This window comes from Paenibacillus sp. NN59, assembly GCF_057597225.1.
Map to the genome: position 1 here is coordinate 3,318,363 of NZ_CP199678.1, position 18,973 is coordinate 3,337,335.

Annotated in this window: 16 protein-coding genes and 1 pseudogene; 13 read left to right on the plus strand and 4 right to left on the minus strand. The window is 44.4% G+C overall.

Annotated elements, in window-relative coordinates; genetic code table 11:
- The first annotated feature begins 121 nt into the window (after positions 1-121).
- The 5 genes and pseudogenes from licT (at position 122) to ACT89M_RS14660 (ending at position 6,598) form a co-directional block, all read left to right on the plus strand.
- The gene (gene licT / locus ACT89M_RS14640; RefSeq protein ID WP_154888989.1) at positions 122-970 is read left to right on the plus strand and encodes a BglG family transcription antiterminator LicT; all 849 of its coding nucleotides are present in this window, start codon (positions 122-124) and stop codon (positions 968-970) included.
- A 156-nt stretch (positions 971-1,126) separates the two neighbouring features.
- On the plus strand, positions 1,127-3,085 hold the full coding sequence (locus ACT89M_RS14645) for a beta-glucoside-specific PTS transporter subunit IIABC (protein ID WP_154888987.1): 1,959 nt from the start codon (positions 1,127-1,129) through the stop codon (positions 3,083-3,085).
- 271 nt (positions 3,086-3,356) lie between these two features.
- On the plus strand, positions 3,357-4,823 hold the full coding sequence (locus ACT89M_RS14650) for a glycoside hydrolase family 1 protein (RefSeq protein ID WP_154888985.1): 1,467 nt from the start codon (positions 3,357-3,359) through the stop codon (positions 4,821-4,823).
- Positions 4,824-4,994: 171 nt separating this feature from the next.
- Positions 4,995-5,297 (plus strand): ArsR/SmtB family transcription factor, encoded by a 303-nt coding sequence (locus tag ACT89M_RS14655; protein ID WP_154888983.1) that lies wholly within the window; start codon positions 4,995-4,997, stop codon positions 5,295-5,297.
- Between the two features lie 142 nt (positions 5,298-5,439).
- A pseudogene (locus tag ACT89M_RS14660) lies at positions 5,440-6,598 on the plus strand (MFS transporter).
- 10 nt (positions 6,599-6,608) lie between these two features.
- On the opposite strand, the gene arr reads toward ACT89M_RS14660, so the two are convergent.
- Positions 6,609-7,025: an NAD(+)--rifampin ADP-ribosyltransferase gene (gene arr, locus ACT89M_RS14665; protein ID WP_154888981.1), complete on the minus strand. Its 417-nt coding sequence runs from the start codon at positions 7,023-7,025 to the stop codon at positions 6,609-6,611.
- Between the two features lie 249 nt (positions 7,026-7,274).
- Positions 7,275-8,159 carry a LysR family transcriptional regulator gene (locus ACT89M_RS14670; protein ID WP_308721807.1) on the minus strand — a complete coding sequence of 295 codons (885 nt, stop codon included), beginning with the start codon at positions 8,157-8,159 and terminating at the stop codon, positions 7,275-7,277.
- A 163-nt stretch (positions 8,160-8,322) separates the two neighbouring features.
- On the opposite strand from ACT89M_RS14670, the gene ACT89M_RS14675 reads away from it, so the two are divergent.
- Together ACT89M_RS14675 and ACT89M_RS14680 are read left to right on the plus strand one after the other, a co-directional pair.
- Positions 8,323-9,069 carry an acetoacetate decarboxylase gene (locus ACT89M_RS14675; protein ID WP_308721806.1) on the plus strand — a complete coding sequence of 249 codons (747 nt, stop codon included), beginning with the start codon at positions 8,323-8,325 and terminating at the stop codon, positions 9,067-9,069.
- A 13-nt stretch (positions 9,070-9,082) separates the two neighbouring features.
- Complete coding sequence (locus ACT89M_RS14680; protein ID WP_308721805.1) at positions 9,083-10,120, plus strand: ketopantoate reductase family protein; 1,038 nt, start codon at positions 9,083-9,085, stop codon at positions 10,118-10,120.
- 188 nt (positions 10,121-10,308) lie between these two features.
- On the opposite strand, the gene ACT89M_RS14685 is transcribed toward ACT89M_RS14680, so the two are convergent.
- Together ACT89M_RS14685 and ACT89M_RS14690 are read right to left on the minus strand one after the other, a co-directional pair.
- On the minus strand, positions 10,309-10,956 hold the full coding sequence (locus ACT89M_RS14685) for a TetR/AcrR family transcriptional regulator (protein WP_308721804.1): 648 nt from the start codon (positions 10,954-10,956) through the stop codon (positions 10,309-10,311).
- Positions 10,943-12,145 (minus strand): MFS transporter, encoded by a 1,203-nt coding sequence (locus ACT89M_RS14690; RefSeq protein ID WP_308721803.1) that lies wholly within the window; start codon positions 12,143-12,145, stop codon positions 10,943-10,945. The genes ACT89M_RS14685 and ACT89M_RS14690 overlap by 14 nt, the downstream gene beginning before the upstream one ends.
- Positions 12,146-12,283: 138 nt before the next feature.
- Here ACT89M_RS14690 and ACT89M_RS14695 point away from each other — a divergent pair, with 138 nt between their 5' ends.
- The 6 genes from ACT89M_RS14695 to ACT89M_RS14720 all read left to right on the plus strand — a co-directional run bounded on the left by ACT89M_RS14695 (position 12,284) and on the right by ACT89M_RS14720 (position 18,917).
- Entirely contained in the window at positions 12,284-13,024 is a 741-nt protein-coding gene (locus ACT89M_RS14695) for a class I SAM-dependent methyltransferase (protein WP_308721802.1), read from the plus strand.
- Positions 13,025-13,088: 64 nt separating this feature from the next.
- The gene (locus tag ACT89M_RS14700) at positions 13,089-13,277 is read left to right on the plus strand and encodes a hypothetical protein (RefSeq protein ID WP_308721801.1); all 189 of its coding nucleotides are present in this window, start codon (positions 13,089-13,091) and stop codon (positions 13,275-13,277) included.
- A gap of 245 nt (positions 13,278-13,522) precedes the next feature.
- Positions 13,523-14,224, plus strand: a complete 702-nt coding sequence (locus ACT89M_RS14705) for a response regulator transcription factor (protein ID WP_487344711.1) — start codon at positions 13,523-13,525, stop codon at positions 14,222-14,224.
- On the plus strand, positions 14,224-15,468 hold the full coding sequence (locus ACT89M_RS14710) for a HAMP domain-containing sensor histidine kinase (protein WP_487344712.1): 1,245 nt from the start codon (positions 14,224-14,226) through the stop codon (positions 15,466-15,468). The genes ACT89M_RS14705 and ACT89M_RS14710 overlap by 1 nt, the downstream gene beginning before the upstream one ends.
- Positions 15,469-15,580: 112 nt before the next feature.
- The gene (locus ACT89M_RS14715; RefSeq protein ID WP_487344713.1) at positions 15,581-16,273 is read left to right on the plus strand and encodes an ABC transporter ATP-binding protein; all 693 of its coding nucleotides are present in this window, start codon (positions 15,581-15,583) and stop codon (positions 16,271-16,273) included.
- On the plus strand, positions 16,266-18,917 hold the full coding sequence (locus ACT89M_RS14720) for an ABC transporter permease (protein WP_487344714.1): 2,652 nt from the start codon (positions 16,266-16,268) through the stop codon (positions 18,915-18,917). The genes ACT89M_RS14715 and ACT89M_RS14720 overlap by 8 nt, the downstream gene beginning before the upstream one ends.
- Positions 18,918-18,973: the final 56 nt, after the last annotated feature.

The following is an 18,973-nucleotide window of genomic DNA, read 5'->3' on the forward strand; positions in this document are numbered from 1 at the left end:
CAGCTAAATAAGGAGTGTCACTGATTCGATCAGGCACCACCACAGTCTGGATCTCACAAGTTTATTTTCTTGTGTACCTGGCCATGGTGGTGCTTTTTGCATATATGGGGGTGAAAACATCATGAGGTTCAAGAAATCGTTAAACAACAATATCGCCCTGGCGGAGGACGCCGAAGGCTGTGAAGTCATTGTCATTGGAACAGGTGTAGGCTTCAAAAAAGTAAAGGGACAGCCGATCGAGCACAGCCAGATTCAGAAAACGTTCCGGATCGGCTCGAATGATAAATATCAGCGAGTCGAGCAATTTCTTAGCGATATCCCTCTGCAAGTTATCGATATCACGGATCAGATTATAGAAGAAGGCAGGGAGATCATCGGGAAAAAGCTGAATGATTCTATCCTATTAACGCTTGCGGATCATATTCATTTTGCTCTGGATCGTTTCAGGAAAGGGGTGGACATGCAAAATCCGCTACACTGGGATATTCGCCATCTGTATCCTGCAGAATACCGCGCTGGTGAGTTGGCGGTACGCAAGATCAATGAAGCTTTTCTGGTCGCATTGCCTGTGGGTGAGGCCGGCTCCATTGCTCTTCATTTTGTGAATTCACAATTTGATTCGGGTAGCATGAATCAGACGATCAAGATTACACAGATGATCAATGACATTCTTGGGATCATGACCGATCATTTTGGAAGGGCACTGAATCAGGAGTCTGCTGACTTTTCCAGGTTTATTACCCATCTGAGATACTTCATCGTTCGGCAAATGAACCGGGAAGTGCTCTCATTCAAGGATCAGCAGTTTTTATATGACGTATTGTCGGAACGTTATCCAGACAGCTTCCAATGCGCACTCAAGATCAAGGAGACGATGGAAGAGCAACGCGGATTTGTAATTACTCCCGATGAGATGGTATACCTTATGATCCACATCGAAAGAGTAACATCCCGTACCGACACGGGTTGACCTCAAAACAGCTCTTAGAAGATATTCCATTACCATGTTAATTGAATATGGAGTGTTACTGATTCGATCAGGCACCACCAAATGTTTCCGATTCCGCTTCAGTAGCGGGGCGGGTTTACATTTGGTTTTTTTTTCGCCAAAAAAGGAGGAAGCAGCATGAATCACCGGGAGTTGTCCAAAGAGATCATCCGATTAACAGGAGGGCAGGAAAATATTACGCAAGCCTGGCATTGTATCACTCGATTGCGCTTTAATGTACGTGATGAAAAGAAAGTGCAGCTTGAACAGATTCGCGCACTGGATGGTGTTCTTGGGGCACAGTTCCAAAACGATCAGTTCCAGGTTGTAATTGGCAACAAAGTTGCAGCCGTCTATGAAGAGCTGGAGGATCAGTTGAAACAAGCTGGTGCAACGGAGAGAGAAGCAGAACCGCCGCGTTCAAGAGGTCTTAATGCCGTACTGGACACGATCTCGGGTATTTTCACCCCCATTCTTCCAGCCATAGTAGGTACCGGGATGCTGAAGGGCATTCTCGCATTATTTGTTACACTTGGGGCCATTCAAGAGACTAGCGGTGAGTATCAGATTTTGGCGTCCATAGCCAATGCGGCCTTTTATTTCTTGCCATTACTACTCGCTGTATCGTCTGCGCGGAAGTTTAAAGTGAATGAATATATCGCCTTGACCCTTGCAGGTACACTATTATATCCAACCATTTTGAATGCTTATCTTGAAAATCATCTGGAGCCGATTCGTTTTCTATCTCTGCCGGTATCGATCGTGAATTACACCCAGTCTGTCATTCCGATTATTCTCGGAGTGTGGCTTCTCAGTTATGTACATCGCTGGGTAGATCGTTTCATTCCTGGTCCGGTTAAAGTCATTTTCACCTCAATGATCGTGCTGGTGATTACCGTCCCGATTCTGTTAATAGCCATCGGGCCGCTTGGTAATTTCATCGGCATCTATCTGGAGATCGGTACATCCTGGCTCTTTGCTCACTCGGGCCCATTAACAGGAATCGTGCTGGGCGGACTTATGCCAGTGATCGTTATGACGGGTATGCATTATGCATTTTTCCCGGGAACATTACAGAATTTGAGCAAACTCGGTTACGACGTGCTGTTACTGCCGCTTAACCTTGTAGCCAATATGAGTCAAGCTGGTGCCGTAATGGCGGTATTCCTCAAAACTAAAAACAAATCGATGAAATCGATTGCTTTATCCAGCGGTATATCTGCTTTTCTGGGCATCACAGAGCCTGCAATCTATGGAGTAACGTTGAAGTTGAAAAAACCGTTCTATGCTTCGATCATCGGTGGAGCAGCCGGCGGTGGATTTATTACAGCGGTAGGGTTAAAATGTTTCGGTTTTGCCGTTCCGGGTCTGCTGTCGTTGCCTTTATACATTGGTCCAAATGGGGGGATGGCGAATTTCTGGTACGCGCTCATCGGTGTAGGTATCAGCTTCGTAGTTTCGTTTACAGTGACCTTATTGCTTAAGTGGGATGAACCGATTACGCAGCAACCTGCTGGGGCAAGTTCGTCAGCAATAGCTCCAACAACAGCATCGGAATCAGCAAAACGATCAGGAACAACAAATCAGTCTAATCAAATACCTGCAACACCGCCTGTGACCGTTCATTCGATCGAGGAAAAGAAAGGTGAAATATTCAGCCCGCTTACCGGTGAACTGGTCTCACTCAAAGAACTGCCTGATCCTACGTTTGCAGAGGAAATGACGGGAAAAGGAATTGCTATCTTTCCAAAAGAAGGCCGTGTAACCGCACCATTTGACGGAACGGTCACAATGATCGCGAAAAGCAAACATGCCATCATGCTGACTTCCTCCAGCGGAATCGACATTCTCATTCATGTTGGACTTAACACGGTGTCCCTGAAAGGCAAGTTTTTTGAAGAGAAGGTTGTTATCGGACAACGAGTGAACAAGGGTGATTTATTGCTGGAATTTGATATCAAGAGCATTCAAGCCGCTGGTATTGATCTGACCACCCCGGTCATTGTAGCCAACACGCCAGATTATCTTGACGTAGTACCCGTTCAGGTGAAGGGGGTGGTTCCAATGAATGAATTACTGCTACTCACCGTTCGTTAAGCTTATTACTAAACGAATGAAGGATTTCTATTTTACCGAGTTATAGAATTTAACGATATATTTACACAAAAACGGAGAGGACAGAAATAACCAGAAAAAGCAACGCGATCGCCTAAAAGCTTTCTGTAAGAAAGCTGCTTCGGAAGCATATGCTTATCACCATATTTCTCAACTAAAAAATAATTCAAAAAAATCTGGGGATAACAGCGATGGGAAGGTTAATCTGTCATTGAAGTGGCACGTGTAAATAAAAAAAAGGAGAGAAACCATCATGACACAAACGACAAAACACACTTTTCCTAAAGGCTTCCTATGGGGCGGTGCTACCGCTGCCAATCAGCTGGAAGGCGCATTTGATGCTGACGGCAAAGGACTTTCTACCTCTGACATGGCACCTTATGTTCCCCATGAGGAGCGAAATGGCAAAGATTTTACGTTCGACGTCAATTCCGTGGAATTGGAGCAATATTTGAGCGGCAACAGTGACGTGTATTTCCCGAAACGGAATGGAGTAGATTTCTACCACCGCTACAAAGAAGATATCGCTTTGTTTGCGGAGATGGGCTTCAAAGTATTCCGCCTTTCCATTGCTTGGCCGCGAATTTTTCCGACAGGAGAAGAAGCCGTTCCGAACGAAGCAGGGCTTGCTTTCTATGATAAAGTGTTCGACGAACTGTTGAAATACGGCATTGAGCCGTTGGTTACGATCTCTCACTATGAGATGCCGATTGAGTTAACCCGCAAATATAATGGCTGGGAAAGCCGCGAGATGATTGATTTGTATTTAAAATTTGCGAACACACTGTTTGACCGTTACAAAGATAAAGTGAAATACTGGATTACCTTCAATGAGATGAATATGATGCTAACCAGTCTGTATACAGGTGGCGGCATTTTGGAAGATAAAATCAAGGGCACACCGGAACAGGTAGCCTATCAAGCAACACATCATCAGTTTGTGGCAAGTGCGCTGGCTGTAAAAAGCGGCAAAGAGAAAATGCCTAATGCCCAAATCGGCTGTATGATCTGCCGTCTGGAGACATACGCTGCATCCAGCAAACCGGAAGATGCGCTGCAAACCATGAAGGAAGATCAGATGAACCTGTTCTATCCGGAAGTACAGGCGCGTGGAGAGTACCCGTCCTATATGCAAAGATATTTTAAAGAGCAAGGCATTGAACTGGTGAAAGAGCCTGAAGATGATGCGATTATTCGCGACAATACAGTGGACTTCATTGCATTCAGTTATTACATGACGTATATCGGAAAATACGACCCGAATGACAACAGCAACTCCGGTATGCTGGTAAGTCAGATCAAAAACCCGCATCTGAAAGCCACCGAATGGGGATGGCCAATCGATCCAATCGGTCTTCGCATCGCACTGAACCGGTTGTATGACCGCTACCGGATGCCGCTCTTTATCGTAGAGAACGGGCTCGGCGCTACGGACACGCTCGAAGAGGATGGATCTGTACATGATCCTTATCGTATTGATTACCTGCGTAGCCACATCGAGCAGATGAAAGAAGCGGTAGCTGACGGTGTGGAACTGATGGGATTCACCAGCTGGGGACCGATTGATATTATCAGCTGCTCCACATCCGAGATGGGTAAACGTTATGGCTTTATCTATGTTGATCAAGACAACGCGGGTAATGGTTCGCTGGATAGAACACGCAAAGACTCATTCTATTGGTACAAACAAGTGATTGAGTCCAATGGAGAGATTCTTTAATAAAATGTAATTAGGACTCGTCATTCTTATCTCTAATTTTTTCACATATATAAGAAGGTTGCCTCATCAGGCAATCTTCTTATATTTCATTTCACGCCCCTGAAGCCTAACACAAAAGATCATTAATCATTTTAAATTGACATATCGCAAAAGATCGATATAATGATGATTATGAATCCAATTGAAATTTTGAAAGCTGTCTCGAATGAATCCAGATTTCAGATCTTACAATGGCTCAAAGAACCAAACGAGCATTTCAAACCCCATGAAGGAGTGGATATGAACGAAATAGGGGTATGTGTAAGTCAAATCACCGACAAACTCAACATGACACAGTCGACCGCCTCCCAGTATCTTACGATATTGCAGCGAGCAGGGCTGATCACGACCAAACGGATAGGCAAATTTACGTATTATCAGAGAGACGAGGAAGCGATAGCTGAATTTACTCGTTATATGATGAGTGATATGTAAGTTGCAACTGAGTTCTTACCAAGAATTCAGTTTTTCTTTAACTTTTCATATCGACAATTCACAATATGTCATTTTGTTGTTCACTATATCTACAAATTTAGATATAACAATTTATAAATTTATTGAGGAGTGGATTCAATTGATGTCATCCCATTCGAAAGTTTACATTTTAGCCATAGTCAGTTTTTTAGTCGGCACTTCCGAGTATGCTTTATCAGGTATTTTAGATAAGGTGGCCGCCTCTTTTGATGTCTCACTGGCTGCAGCAGGTCAGTTAATTACCATTTTTTCTTTGATCTACGCTCTTTGTACACCTATTCTAATGGCGCTCACCGCGAGTATGGACAGAAGAAAGTAGTATGGGCATATTTGTTGTTTCTAATATCCTTGCCTTTGTACTTCCAGGATATGGACTCTTTGCAGCTGCTCGAGTCATGATGGCGATTGGAGCAGGAATTGTCGTGGTCACTGCTTTGAACATTGCCGCTAAAATTGCACCGTCAGGTAAACAAGCAAGTGCGATTGCTACAGTGGTTATGGGCTTCACAGCGTCATTAATCATTGGTGTTCCCCTTGGGCGAATTGCAGCTGACACTCTAGGTTGGAAATCCATGTTTGGAGGAATTGCCATTTTAGGCATTTTGGCTATAATCATTCTTTCTTTCGTCATTCCGCGTATTGAGGGGGACGCGCCTGTGCCGCTCAAGCAGCAGCTAAGTCTATTGAAAAAACCTAAAGTCGCATTAGGATTAGCGATCACTTTCTTCTGGCTGGGAGGATACTCAATCGCTTATACGTATCTCTCACCCTATTTGCTTCAAGTATCAGCATTAAATAACCAATATCTCAGTGGAGCTTTGCTTGTATTTGGTATAGCAAGCATGATTGGTTCCAAGCTTGGTGGCTTCAGTGCGGATCGGTGGGGAGTTCATCGCACATTATTCAGTGGATTTGCACTGCATATTCTCATGCTGATCCTGCTGTCCATTGTGACCCATACATTAGTGGGCGTAATGATCGTACTTTTGTTCTGGTCCTTTTCCGCCTGGTCCTCCGGTCCAACGCAGCAATATCATTTGACGACCATTGAACCGGAAGCTTCAGGAGTGATGCTAAGTCTTAATCAGTCCATGATGCAGCTTGCTATGGCAGCCGGTGCAGGTATGGGAGGAATCGCGATTGAAACGTTCTCTCTCTCATCGATAACCTGGATTGGTGCTGGTGGAATTGCTATCGCAATAATAGCATTAATCATCCTTAATAAAGTAAATGTAGCTACAAAAGTGAATGTTAATCATTGACTTCGATAAATTAATCGTAGATTACATTTTTACCTTCATCACTTAACTTTTTCAGAGATGAAGTCATATGATCAATTTCTGCATCCGTGTGTCGTTCCCATGAACCTAATTCAGCGACGATCTTTAGTGCGGATTTGGATCGATAGGATCGAGTCGGGTTTCCAGGGAACCGTTTATCCGTTACGTTGGGATCATTTTCGAAATCTCCTAAGGGTTCTACGATGTAAATTCGTTCTTTTGAATCAGATCGTGCTAATTCGGCACCCCATTTAGCAGCATTTAAGGTTCCGGTGAAGTAGATGTGATTCGACTTCTTGTCTTGATAATTGGATAAAAATTGCGGCTCTAATAAATCGCCAATGTTTAGTTCTGCTTTGGTACCGTGAAAAAAGGGACCCGGATCTAAGACTATTTTTTTGTCATCCATTACGGACACACCTCAACTTTTAGATTTGTATTTAGCAGTATAGTGCAGGCATCGGTGAAAAAACAGTCTGTTATTCTATTTTCATAAACGTTATAATTAGAGTAGAGGAAAGATACTGTCCCGTGGAACGGACCATAATTGTTTCAATTCAGCCGCTAATTTAGCGGCTTTTTTTGTTTTTAACACGAACAGCAGTCAGCCGAAGAGGCAAGGCTGCGTCAATCACCTGCCATCGAATCCTCATTCATATTACACCTTAAACATCGAGGCATTGGATGCGTAATACGAAATAATAAATTGTTGGAATTGTTCCAATGATGAAGAGAGGTTTCGATGTTTCATCCATGATAAGCTGATCGGATATACGGCGGCATCGTCAGCAATCGGCACATAGTGCAGTCCAAGATTACGACAGACAGAGACAGGCAGCAGTGCAACCCCACGATCCAGTCTGATGATCTCGACCAATGTATGAGAATCGACCTCGAATGCCAAATGGGGAACAAAACCTGCCCTTTCACACAGCATCATGGTGAAACGTCGGTATTCATCGTTATTGGCGAGAGAAAGAAAAGGTTCACTCGCAGCGGCGTGTAATGAGATTTGCTTTTCACTGCCATAAGCATGATCAGCAGGCAGGACAAGCACAATGTCCTCCTCGACAAGCACACGGCTGTCAATCTCCTCATCCTGAACCGGGTAGCCGGTGATCCCCAGATCCACATCTCCTTTTTTTAGCTGTGTAATAATGTCATTTCGGCTTGCAATACCTTGATGAAGCTGGGAATCGGGGAAAACTTCGATATACTCACGTATCAGACCTGATAGAAATCTTGAATTGGAGATGGAGATCCGGATCAACCTCGACAGTTCATCCTCTTTTTCCGTAATGGCCAGCTTGGCATTCTCCAGCTCAACAAAAATGCGGTTCACATGTTTCAGCAGAATTTCTCCAGCGGCATTCAGCTCAATGTTTCTGCCTTTCCGATGAAAAAGGGGAGTACCCATTTCGTCTTCCAGCCGCTTAATCGTGAGACTTAACGAAGGTTGAGCGATGTTTAATTGGGCAGCAGCTTTTGAGATATGTTCTGTGTAAGCCACCGTTTGAAAATATTTTAGCTGGAGAAGCTCCATTGGTATGCACTCCTTATTTATTTCAATAAATATATATAGTACTTATTATGTATTATATTAAATTTAAAGAATGATGTAGACTTTTTTTATAAGCAAATCAACAATGCAAATTACATTTAAACCAATACCCCAATAACCCGATGCAAAGGCAGGTGTCTTTTTCATGAAAATCGATGTAAACAATATTGCTAAAAACCTGAATACCCCTTTAACCGCTCCGGCATATCCGATGCCGCCTTATAAATTCGTCAACCGCGAATATCTGAACATCATCTATCGAACGGATGAACAGGCTCTGCGGGCAGCTGTTCCTGAGCCCTTGCAAATCACCGAACCCTTGGTGAAATTCGAAGTGATGTGGATGCCGGACGTCTCCGGACTTGGTGCATACACGGAAGCTGGACAGGTCATCCCGGTTCAGTTCAATGGAGAAGAAGGGGATTATGTGCATTCGATGTACGTGGATAACTTCCCTGCGATCGCCAGCGGCCGAGAGTTGACCGCATATCCGAAAAAGCTTGGTGCTCCCAAGCTGTACACAGACTCTGACACACTCGTGGGCACACTCGACTATGGATCACTGCGAGCAGCCACCGCAACGATGGGTTTCAAACATGTGGAGATGGATAAAGAGCTTGCAAAAAAAGAAATCAGCCGTCCCAACTTTATGATCAAAATCGCCACGGATTATACAGGTAATCTTCGCATCTGCGACTTGATTCGTACCCAAATTACCGATATCGAGGTGAAGGAAGCGTGGACAGGCCCGGCTCGGCTACAGCTGTTTGAGCATGCACTTGCGCCTTTAGCTGATCTGCCGGTGCTTGAAGTCGTGTCCGCTTCCCACATCCTGACGAACTTAACTTTGAATGCAGCACAACCTGTATATAACTATCTGGAAGAAAAATAAGGAGGCAGCATATATGAGAATTGCAATTGTAGGTGCAGGTTCACTTGGAACCATCGTTGGAGCTTATCTGGCAGAAGGCGGAATGGACGTGGAGTTAATTGATGCCTATCAGGAACATGTCGATGCACTTAATCAGACAGGAGCAAAAGTAATCGGAACGACTGAGTTCCAGGCGAAAGTAAAAGCCATCGCTCCTGATCAAAAGTCAGGGCAGTATGATCTAGTATTATTATTAACGAAACAGCTCTACAATGAGTCTGTGTTAAAAGAACTGCTGCCATATCTGCATGAGGACAGTGTCGTATGTTCTCTGCAAAACGGGATTCCGGAAGATAACGTGGCATCTATCGTTGGTACGCAGCGAGTTATCGCGGGTTCGGTGGAGTTTGGCGCTACATTCATGGAACCTGGCGTATCCAGTCTGACCACGGCGTATCCTCAATTCAAGCAGTACGCATTCCAGATCGGGGAATTGAACGGGGAGACGACCGAGCGAATTCAGCGTGTAAAGGAAGTGCTGGATCTCGTTGGTGGTACACATATTTCGGATAACCTGGTAGGGACGAAATGGTCAAAACTGCTGATCAACAATGCTTTTAGCGGCTTGTCCGCTGCACTGAATGGCACGTATGGAGATATTCTGGATCATGAAGCGGGCATTCGAAGTGCTGTTCATATCATTGACGAAACGATCAAGGTCGGACATGCAAACGGTGTTTCTTTTGTCACCATGAACGGATTCGATATGGCTTCACTGGAGCTGCAGAGCGGAAATGATATCCCCGCACGTATTGAAACGTTACGTCAGGTAATGGAACCTTCCAGGCTGCTTAAAGCGAGCATGCTGCAGGATCTGGAGAAACAACGTAACACGGAGATTCACTATATCAACGGTGTAGTTTCGAGCAAGGCTAAAGGTACCGGGATTGCAGCGCCGTATAATGATATGGTCGTTCAACTGGTCGAAGCTGCAGAAGAAGCACGCAACGTACCTGAGTTTAAAACCAACATCCAAGCTTTTGAACAGCTTTTGAATATGTCACGGGTCTAAAGCTTGAAGCTTGATGTAATTACGAACTCATAACGCAAATAAGACAAATAACAGATAGAAGACATATAAAAAAGCCTTTCCTTCCACATGAGCACAAGATGTAAACATGTGGGGGAGGGCTTCTTTATTTTGCCAAGTCTATCTCAGGCATCGTTGTTCAAACGGTCTAATCCTGCTCCACAAATTAACTACCCTTTGTCCTCATTGCCAGCATAATGCAGCAGCATATCAACTAACTGTCTCGTCATCTGATCATCCAGCTGATGAAGTTCATGAGATCGGTGTGTAAACATCTTCTGCAGCATACCCATCATCACCGTAAATATGAACTGTGCCAGCTTAAGCGGAGGGGTCGCGTTACGGATACTGCCGTCGGCAGCTCCTGAAATCAATGCTTGAAGCAGGAAGTGGTTCTCTTTACCGTTTTGGATAAACCGTTCATAGGTATCTTTAAGTTCTTGCTGAAAATGAACCAGCTCATAATTGATATCGAATAGTTGAATAAAACGAATATGGTCGGGGTTCATCCTGGCAAAAGTAACCCATGCGTTCAGCATCGCTGCAAGCTGTTCACGGCCACTACCATTTGGGGCTGCAGCCTGTCCGACATGCTGTGTCATGGATTCAACCAACTGCATCTGAATGGTAAGCAGCAGCTCATCGATCGATTGGAAATGTTTATAGAAGGTCACTCGGCTTAGATTCGCTTCGGCACAAATGTCTTTAATCTTCACTTGAAGCAGACCGTGCTTTAGAAAAAGCTGCTTACCTGCTTCGATCAGTTCATCCCGATTCTGATTTTTTAACTGCTGATGCCAATTTTCATTCGCCTGCATATCGTTTTCCTTTCTTCGAACGTTGTGTGCTCATCGTAAGTGATAATGCCGCCAGTAACATAAAGGCACCAAAAATATACGGAAAGTTCACGTTTTTGTCAAACAGTAGACCGGCAGCCAGGGGTCCAAACACGGTACCTAAGCTCGAATACGTCGTATTCAGGCCGGATGCATAACCTTGACGATCCCCCGCTCTTTTGGATATCAGGGAGCTCACAGTTGGTCGAAGGAATGCATTAAATGCAAAATAAAGCGCCGATGCAAATAACAGAAATACCAGATTTACCTTGATTAACATGAGCAGAAGAGCAATAGGGGTCATGATTAAGGACAGACGGATGAGTTTGATTTCGCCCAAGCGTTTCACAAAAAAGTCCAGCAGCCAGATTTGGACCACGATGCCGATAATCGCTCCCATCGTAATGATGATTGAGATGGTTGAAGCCGTGAAGCCATATTTGGTTTCGGCAAACAGGGAGAAGACCGTCTCATAACTCATCAGACCAAAGGTCATAACAAGAATAATCAACAAGTATCCAAAGTAAGGAACCTTGAATGAACTCCAGATTTGCCTGCCCATGGCAAACCCTTTTTTGTTCGACGTTGGGCGCGTTCTTTTTTCAGGTGGAAGAGTCTCTGGCAGGAGAAGGGTAAGCAGTGCCGCAACCAAACCCAAACCGGAAGCGACAAAATACGGCATACGCACACCCATCTCAGCGATAAAACCGCCCAGACCTGGCCCAAGCACCATACCCAGATTCATCGATGCACCGAAATAACCCATCCCCTTGGCACGGGTCTCCGGCGTTGTAATATCCGCGACATAGGCCAGATTCGCCGGAACCATCAGACCTAGACTGATTCCCCCGATGAAACGAGCGATATAGAGAAGAGGTAGAGATGTGGATACCGCAAAAATAAGATCTGATACGACAACCAGAAACATTCCTGCCATAATCAGCTTTTTACGCCCAAAGCGGTCAGCCCATTGTCCTCCGAGCGGAGAAAACAGAAACTGGGCTGCGCCAAAGGCCGCAACCAAAAATCCGGCAACAGTGCCTCCTGCATGGAACAGCTTGAGATACTCCGGTAATATCGGAATCAGCATCCCTTGTCCGAGCAAAGCAATAAACAGATTTAACATCAGAATGAACATCGGAAAGCGGGTGGATTGTATCATTGTACGCATACGTTTAAATGTCTCCTTCTCCGTCATTTACACATTTGTAAAGGTTAACACATCGTTAACCTTTACTCAATGTAAACCATTATAGTGTGTTATAATTCCTGTTGTAAATACATTTTTGATGGAAAAGGGTGAGACCTATTGATTGATCACAACAATCAGGAAGAGTACCGGGATCCAATGAACTATGATCTGGAATTCGGCGGCGAGACGGATAAATACGAGTTTTTCCTTCAACTTGCCAAGAAAAATCCGGGACATGTGTTGGAGCTTGCTTGTGGAACAGGATTAGCCACACTTTATTTAGCCGAAAGAGGAGTTCCGATTAGCGGTGTAGATATCGTAGAGCCTATGCTCGCGTATGCAAGGGTCAAGGCGAAGGATCTGCCGGCTGTTTTTATCGAAGCAGATGCACGTACGTTTGAGTCCGATCAGCGCTTTTCCATGATTTTTCTGACGGGAAATGCATTTCAGGCTTTTCTGAGCGATGAGGATCAGCAGGCACTGCTGCAAACGGTATATAATCATTTGGAGCCTGGGGGCATATTCGCATTTGAAATGCGGAATCCGGAAGGTAATGATCTATCGGATGAGGAAGAAGAACACTGGGGCACATTTGTCGATATGGACGGCGTGACCGTCAACGTATCCGGCAGCCAGACGTATGATGCCGAGAACCAGATTATGCATTGGACAACTATTCGGGACTGGGGGCATCGTCAAACGACGTCACGCATTGCTTGTCGATTTACAGATGTTCATACACTGCAGCAGCTGCTGGAAAAGCAAGGTTTTATCCTGGAGAATCAATATGCGAACTGGGATCAAACGCCGTTTCAACCCTCAAGTCCAATGGTAATTAGTGTATGTAAGAAAGGGTAAGTATGCATCGTAATGATTGAAATGATGGGTTGAAATTACATAAGTAGAAAGGGGAATATTGGATATGACAACAACATCCAGAACTTGTAACGATTGCGGAGGTACATCCTTTGTGGAGGCAACCGACTTTATTAATTTGCGGCCTTTGGATAAAAAGATGTCGCTTGGTTCTGAACGTGTGTATACGATTTGCCTGAACTGCGGTGAGGTCGTTTCCATTAAAGTGAAAAACCCGGAGAAGTTGGTGAAATAAAATAATTCTCGGGAGAGAAATACAAAAGTCGTGCACGTTTAGTACGACATAACCGTTTTACCATTTTTCGTTACAGGCAGCCGATACATATATCGGTTGTCTTTTTTGGCTTTTTCCTTAAGCACAGAATATCTTCATACAAACGGCAAACGAGACCCCGCTTGTATTTCAAATGTTACATTTAGTAGAATGATGAAGCACATACACTTTGGTTTAAAAGGTAACGCTAGAATAGGGGTGCAGCAATGAACCGCATTTTGCTTGTTGAAGATGATGAGGATTTTGTGTTTGGAATAGAATATACGTTAACCAATGAAGGGTATAAGGTCACTCATGCGGGAACCTTGGAGGAAGCTCGCGATGCTCTTACGCAGACCGAAATAGAACTTATTTTGCTCGATATTAATTTGCCTGACGGAACGGGATATGAATTATGCAAAGAAATTCGTGCGGACTCACAGGTACCGATCATTTTTCTCACCGCGCTGGATGAAGAGATGAATGTGGTCGCGGGATTAGATCTGGGTGCTGACGATTATATGACGAAGCCGATTCGTACCAAGGAACTTCTTTCCAGAATCAAGGCTGTTTTACGGCGTCATTCCCGACCTGAACAGCATTCGAACATATGGAAATCCGAAGAGTTTGAGGTTCGCGTGCTGGAAGGTGTTGTTTTCAAAAACAAAAAGGAAGTTGCACTAACAACGCTGGAGTTCAGGCTGCTTCTCATGTTAATGTCCCATCCTAAACAAATATGCAGCAGGACATCGATCCTTGAGAAGTTATGGGATGTCTCCGGTGAATTCATTGATGATAATACATTGTCCGTACATATACGCCGATTAAGGGAAAAAGTGGAGGAAACGCCAGCCGCGCCAAAGTATATTGTTACGATTCGCGGGGTTGGATACAAATGGAACGCCGAAACGACAGGAGCATACCGCTGATGGTTGAAGTCATCCGTAATCCGGAGTGGAAATCTGTGTACACCAAATTTATCCTTGTTCAATTAGGTTTGACTGCAATCATTTACGTTGTGATGAATCTGCAGATCCAAAGCATCAATGAAACGGTTGTGAACCAGCAAGCGGCCTTTGTCGGACAAGTGTTAAGCAAGCAGCCGCAGCTCGAAGATCAGCTCATTCATACAATTACTCAAGAGACAGACCCGCAGGATCTTAAGCTAGGTAAACAGATATTGTCTCAATACGGGTACACAGAGCATATGAACATTCAGGATCAGCCTGCCCTATCGGGAACAGCATTACCTGTAAATACAGCGTTGATCTTTTTCCTGTGCGGTATCCCGGTGCTGATGCTTTTATTTTGGGAGTATCGCAAGCTATTTTCCAGGATTCGCCGGGTTACACATGCAGCGGAGCAGGTGGTGGAAGGTCAATTCGATACCTCATTGCCTGAGAATGCAGAGGGAGACTTCAGTGCCCTTGGTCATAGCTTTAACATGATGGCAGGCAGACTAAGTCATAGTGTAGATCAGTTGAAGCAGGAGAAAACATTTCTAAGCCATCTGCTGACCGATATATCACATCAACTCAAAACACCGCTCGCATCCCTACTGGTGTTCAACGAAAACATGCTGCATGATCCGCATATGAAAGAAGAGGTCCGTACCACTTTTCTGGAACGAAGCAGGCAGCAGATTGAACGCATGGAATGGCTGATTATCAGCTTATTGAAGCTGGCAAGAGTGGAAGCGGGAGCTATCGTTTTTCAACTGCAAAACATTAAACCCAAAGACATTATTGAATCAACGGTGCAGACCTTGCAACCCTTTGCAGAGAAGAAGAAACAGACGATCATCGTTCAAGGCGGCGAAGGCATGTTACTGCATGCAGATGAAGAATGGTTAACCGAGGCGATTATTAATCTGACTAAAAATGCACTGGAGCACTCTCCGGTATCAGGAAAAGTGTACATTACGATGGAAGACGAGGGATTATTTCACTCGATTATCATCCGGGATGAAGGAGAAGGTATTCAGCCAGAGCAGATCCCCCATGTATTCACCCGATTTTACCTGGGTAGAAGTAATGCCAAACCTCACAGTACCGGGGTAGGTCTGTCCTTGACGAAGTCCATTATTGAAGGTTTGGGTGGAATGATCTCGGTATCAAGCGAGCCTGGAAAGGGAGCTGAATTCCGAATTACTTTCATGAAAACAGTGTATTGAGAGGAAGCTTACGATAACGTAAGCTTCCTCTTCACTTTAACGTAAGCTTCCAAGCTTATAATAACCCATATAAATACATCAATTGTTCAAGCTCTTGAAGGAGGCACATGCTTTGGAAATTTTAAAAACGAATGACTTGTGTAAAACATATGGAAGCAATGACGCCAAAGTCGATGCCCTGAAAGATATTAACTTAACGGTTCAACAGGGTGAATTTGTTGCTATTGTTGGTGCCAGCGGTTCGGGAAAGAGTTCGTTACTGCATCTGCTTGGAGGGGTGGATCGCCCAACCAGTGGACAAGTACATATTGATGGGACAGATCTGTATTCTCTAAACGAGACGGATTTAGCAATCTTCAGAAGACGAAAGGTCGGTTTCATTTTCCAGGCCTATAATCTGATTCCGGTTCTAAGCGCAGAGGAAAATATTAAACTGCCTATGCTGCTCGATCATCGTCAAGCCGATGAAGACTATGCAGACGAATTAATGAATGTACTCGGCCTAAAAGACAGAAAGCATCATCTCCCTAACCAGCTATCGGGTGGGCAGCAGCAGCGCACAGCTATCGGACGGGCGTTGATTAACAAACCTTCGATCATACTAGCTGACGAACCCACAGGGAATCTCGATAGCAAAAACAGTAAAGAAATTGTAGATTTGCTCACCTATTCGGTTCGTAAATACAACCAAACCTTGATTATGATTACACATGATTCCAATATAGCGCGGAGAGCCGATCGGATTGTGAACATTAAAGACGGCGTTGTTTTTGATCAGCAAAGCGGGGATCAGGACGATGCATAAGTACACGGGACTCACAGAGAAATATTTGCTTGGCCAGAAAAAGAGATCCATTCTCACCATTGTTGGCATCATTCTATCTGTAACGCTTCTTACGGCAGTCGGTACACTTGCCATGAGTTATCAGGACAAACTGGTGCGTCAGACGATTCGAGATTATGGAGATTATGAGGTATCGTTTAATGGCGTTTCAGGCAAAGACGTACCTCGTATTGTGAATCAGGCCGCCATAGGCAGTGCGGGAGTCATTCATCGTATTGGTTATGCCATCATAAGTTCAACGAGTGAAAAGGAGAAAAATGAAAACCCGTTTGCTGCGCCGTATCGTTATTTGAATGTGAAAGGATACGACTCACAAGCCATGTCCAAGCTTCAAGTTCAGTTAGAGAGTGGACGTTTGCCGCAAAAGCCTAGCGAAATCATCTTGTCATCCTGGAGTCTAAATAATTTCACTTCAAAACCAGCGATTGGTGACAAGATCACGCTGAACCTCGGAGATCGGATCGAAGCTTCCACAGGAAAGGTGAAAAGTGCGAAAACCATCGGTGATTACGGCTGGAACCTGGATGAAAAATTCAAACCGCGCGTGAAACAGAAATATACCGTTGTCGGGGTGATGAAAACAGCCAAAAATGTAACGTGGTCATCCACCTTCATCTATTCAGCGATTACGTATGATGATCATCAAAAAATCGATCCGTCTCAGACTTTTTTTATCTATGCGACCATGAAATCGATGGACGATATACGGGAGAAGAGCGAAGCCATTCTGACTTCATTGGATTTAGGGAAGGTGGATCAAGGTTCTGCTCAGGAGCTGAACCGGGAAAATGTGTTAAAGGATATACGCATTGAATATAACAATGAATTGCTCAAACTGTTTGGCAAGAGCACCTATGCCAACGTTAACCAAAGCTCAATGTATGCATTTGCAGCTATTGTTCTAATCATCATGGGATGCACAAGCGCGGTAATTTACAATACGTTTCATATATCAGTGCTTGAACGCATCTCTCAGTTTGGCATGCTGCGCTGTATCGGTGCAACACCAGCCCAGATTCGCAGGATCGTATTCAAGGAAGCGACTGCGCTTAGTCTAATTGCCATTCCAATCGGTTTATTTACAGGAACCATTCTAATGAAAGTTTTATTCTATAACATCAGTATGCTGACATTAGGCTTCTTGAACGACATGCACATGATTATTTCAGTGCCTATTTTACTTGCGGCAGCTGGTTTAGGACTGATTGTTGTCTATGTGTCAGCGCTGGGTCCAGCCAAGCTGGCCTCCAGCGTTTCACCGCTTGAAGCCCTGAAAACCTCAGGCAGCACGGTGGTAGAGCATGGAGATTTCAAGCGCTTGTCTTTTGCAGGTAGCAAATGGCTAGGGTTTGAAGGCCGGTTTGCCAGCCGAAATATTCGGCGGAACCGAAAGAGATTTCGCATTACGGCTTTTTCGATGATTATAAGCATTGTCATGTATATTGTGTTTAGTGGCTTGGTGAACATTCTGAGTACGACTTCTACATCGGGTATCAATTATTCTTACTCCTTGGACTATCAGGGGATGAATAAACGTATCCCTAATTCAGTGTATAACAAGCTGGCTACACTTGATGGAGTTAAAGAGGCGTATCCGTTCTACAACCACCAGCTTCAAGCGATCATTCCGAAAGAGAAAATAAATCCGGATTACTACCAGCAGCAGAAAGAAATGTACACGGTTGAACAGGAAAACGGGTATCGGATGGGTAACAACTTTCTGACATCTTACGGTATAAACGGACTTCAGGAACTTCGTCCCAAACTCACCTCCGGAAGCATTGATGCAAGCCAAATGAATGATGAAAATGGTGTCATTGTTATCCAGAAAATCAGAATGATCACCGACAAAGGAACCAATGTGATCATTGATCAAACCCGTTTCAAGGTTGGGGATAAAATTAAGGTCCGATCAATGGGTGACAAGCAGTCATACAAAACCGTTACTGTTGTCGGAACCGCAGATCAAGCCCCTCTCTCTGGTAAATACACCGAAAGTGCTGTTATTCAAATGATTACGACACCGAAGGTGATTGAAAACATTACGGGTGATAACGCGTATGACAGAATATTCATTCAAGCGAGTCCTGAGACAGATAACGGGGCAATTGTGGGTTATTTCAAAAGCCTTGTTCAGCAGGATGCAGGGTATAACTATCGCGATCGGGTAGAGGAGATGAAACAAGCCCGTAACGATGCGCTGACGCTAAATATATTCCTGTACGGTTTTATAGGAGTCATTGCAGCCATTGCGTTTCTGAATATTTTGAATACGGTAAGTACGAATCTTATTCTGCGGACGAAGGAGTTCGCCGTATTAAAAGCGATTGGTATGACGCAAAAGGAAATTCGTAAGATGGTTTTGCTTGAGGGTGTGTTCTATGGCGTATTTGCAGCTGTGTACGGAAGTCTTCTCGGTACAGGTTTGAGCTATGGTGTGTCCTATCTGATGAGGAATGCGGTGCAGATCGAATGGGTTATGCCTTGGAGTAGCATTCTGATTGGCAGTTTGGGTGCTATCATAGCCACACTCATAGCCTCATACTGGCCGCTTAGACGTCTTGAACGAATCCAGATTACAGATGGTTTGCGCGGGGAAAATTAATGCGTCAAAAAGCTCGGTTGTTCGCTTTAGAACGAACAACCGAGCTTTTTGACGTT

Bases quoted from the DNA above. Each gene is read 5' to 3' on its own strand.
- ACT89M_RS14685 (WP_308721804.1), bottom strand. From the start codon at position 10,956: ATGCAGGCGAATGAAAATTGGCATCAGCAGTTAAAAAATCAGAATCGG.
- ACT89M_RS14650 (WP_154888985.1), top strand. From the start codon at position 3,357: ATGACACAAACGACAAAACACACTTTTCCTAAAGGCTTCCTATGGGGC.
- licT (WP_154888989.1), top strand. From the start codon at position 122: ATGAGGTTCAAGAAATCGTTAAACAACAATATCGCCCTGGCGGAGGAC.
- ACT89M_RS14675 (WP_308721806.1), top strand. From the start codon at position 8,323: ATGAAAATCGATGTAAACAATATTGCTAAAAACCTGAATACCCCTTTA.
- ACT89M_RS14680 (WP_308721805.1), top strand. From the start codon at position 9,083: ATGAGAATTGCAATTGTAGGTGCAGGTTCACTTGGAACCATCGTTGGA.
- ACT89M_RS14690 (WP_308721803.1), bottom strand. From the start codon at position 12,145: ATGCGTACAATGATACAATCCACCCGCTTTCCGATGTTCATTCTGATG.
- ACT89M_RS14710 (WP_487344712.1), top strand. From the start codon at position 14,224: ATGGTTGAAGTCATCCGTAATCCGGAGTGGAAATCTGTGTACACCAAA.
- ACT89M_RS14705 (WP_487344711.1), top strand. From the start codon at position 13,523: ATGAACCGCATTTTGCTTGTTGAAGATGATGAGGATTTTGTGTTTGGA.
- ACT89M_RS14645 (WP_154888987.1), top strand. From the start codon at position 1,127: ATGAATCACCGGGAGTTGTCCAAAGAGATCATCCGATTAACAGGAGGG.
- ACT89M_RS14670 (WP_308721807.1), bottom strand. From the start codon at position 8,159: ATGGAGCTTCTCCAGCTAAAATATTTTCAAACGGTGGCTTACACAGAA.
- ACT89M_RS14700 (WP_308721801.1), top strand. From the start codon at position 13,089: ATGACAACAACATCCAGAACTTGTAACGATTGCGGAGGTACATCCTTT.
- arr (WP_154888981.1), bottom strand. From the start codon at position 7,025: ATGGATGACAAAAAAATAGTCTTAGATCCGGGTCCCTTTTTTCACGGT.
- ACT89M_RS14720 (WP_487344714.1), top strand. From the start codon at position 16,266: ATGCATAAGTACACGGGACTCACAGAGAAATATTTGCTTGGCCAGAAA.
- ACT89M_RS14655 (WP_154888983.1), top strand. From the start codon at position 4,995: ATGAATCCAATTGAAATTTTGAAAGCTGTCTCGAATGAATCCAGATTT.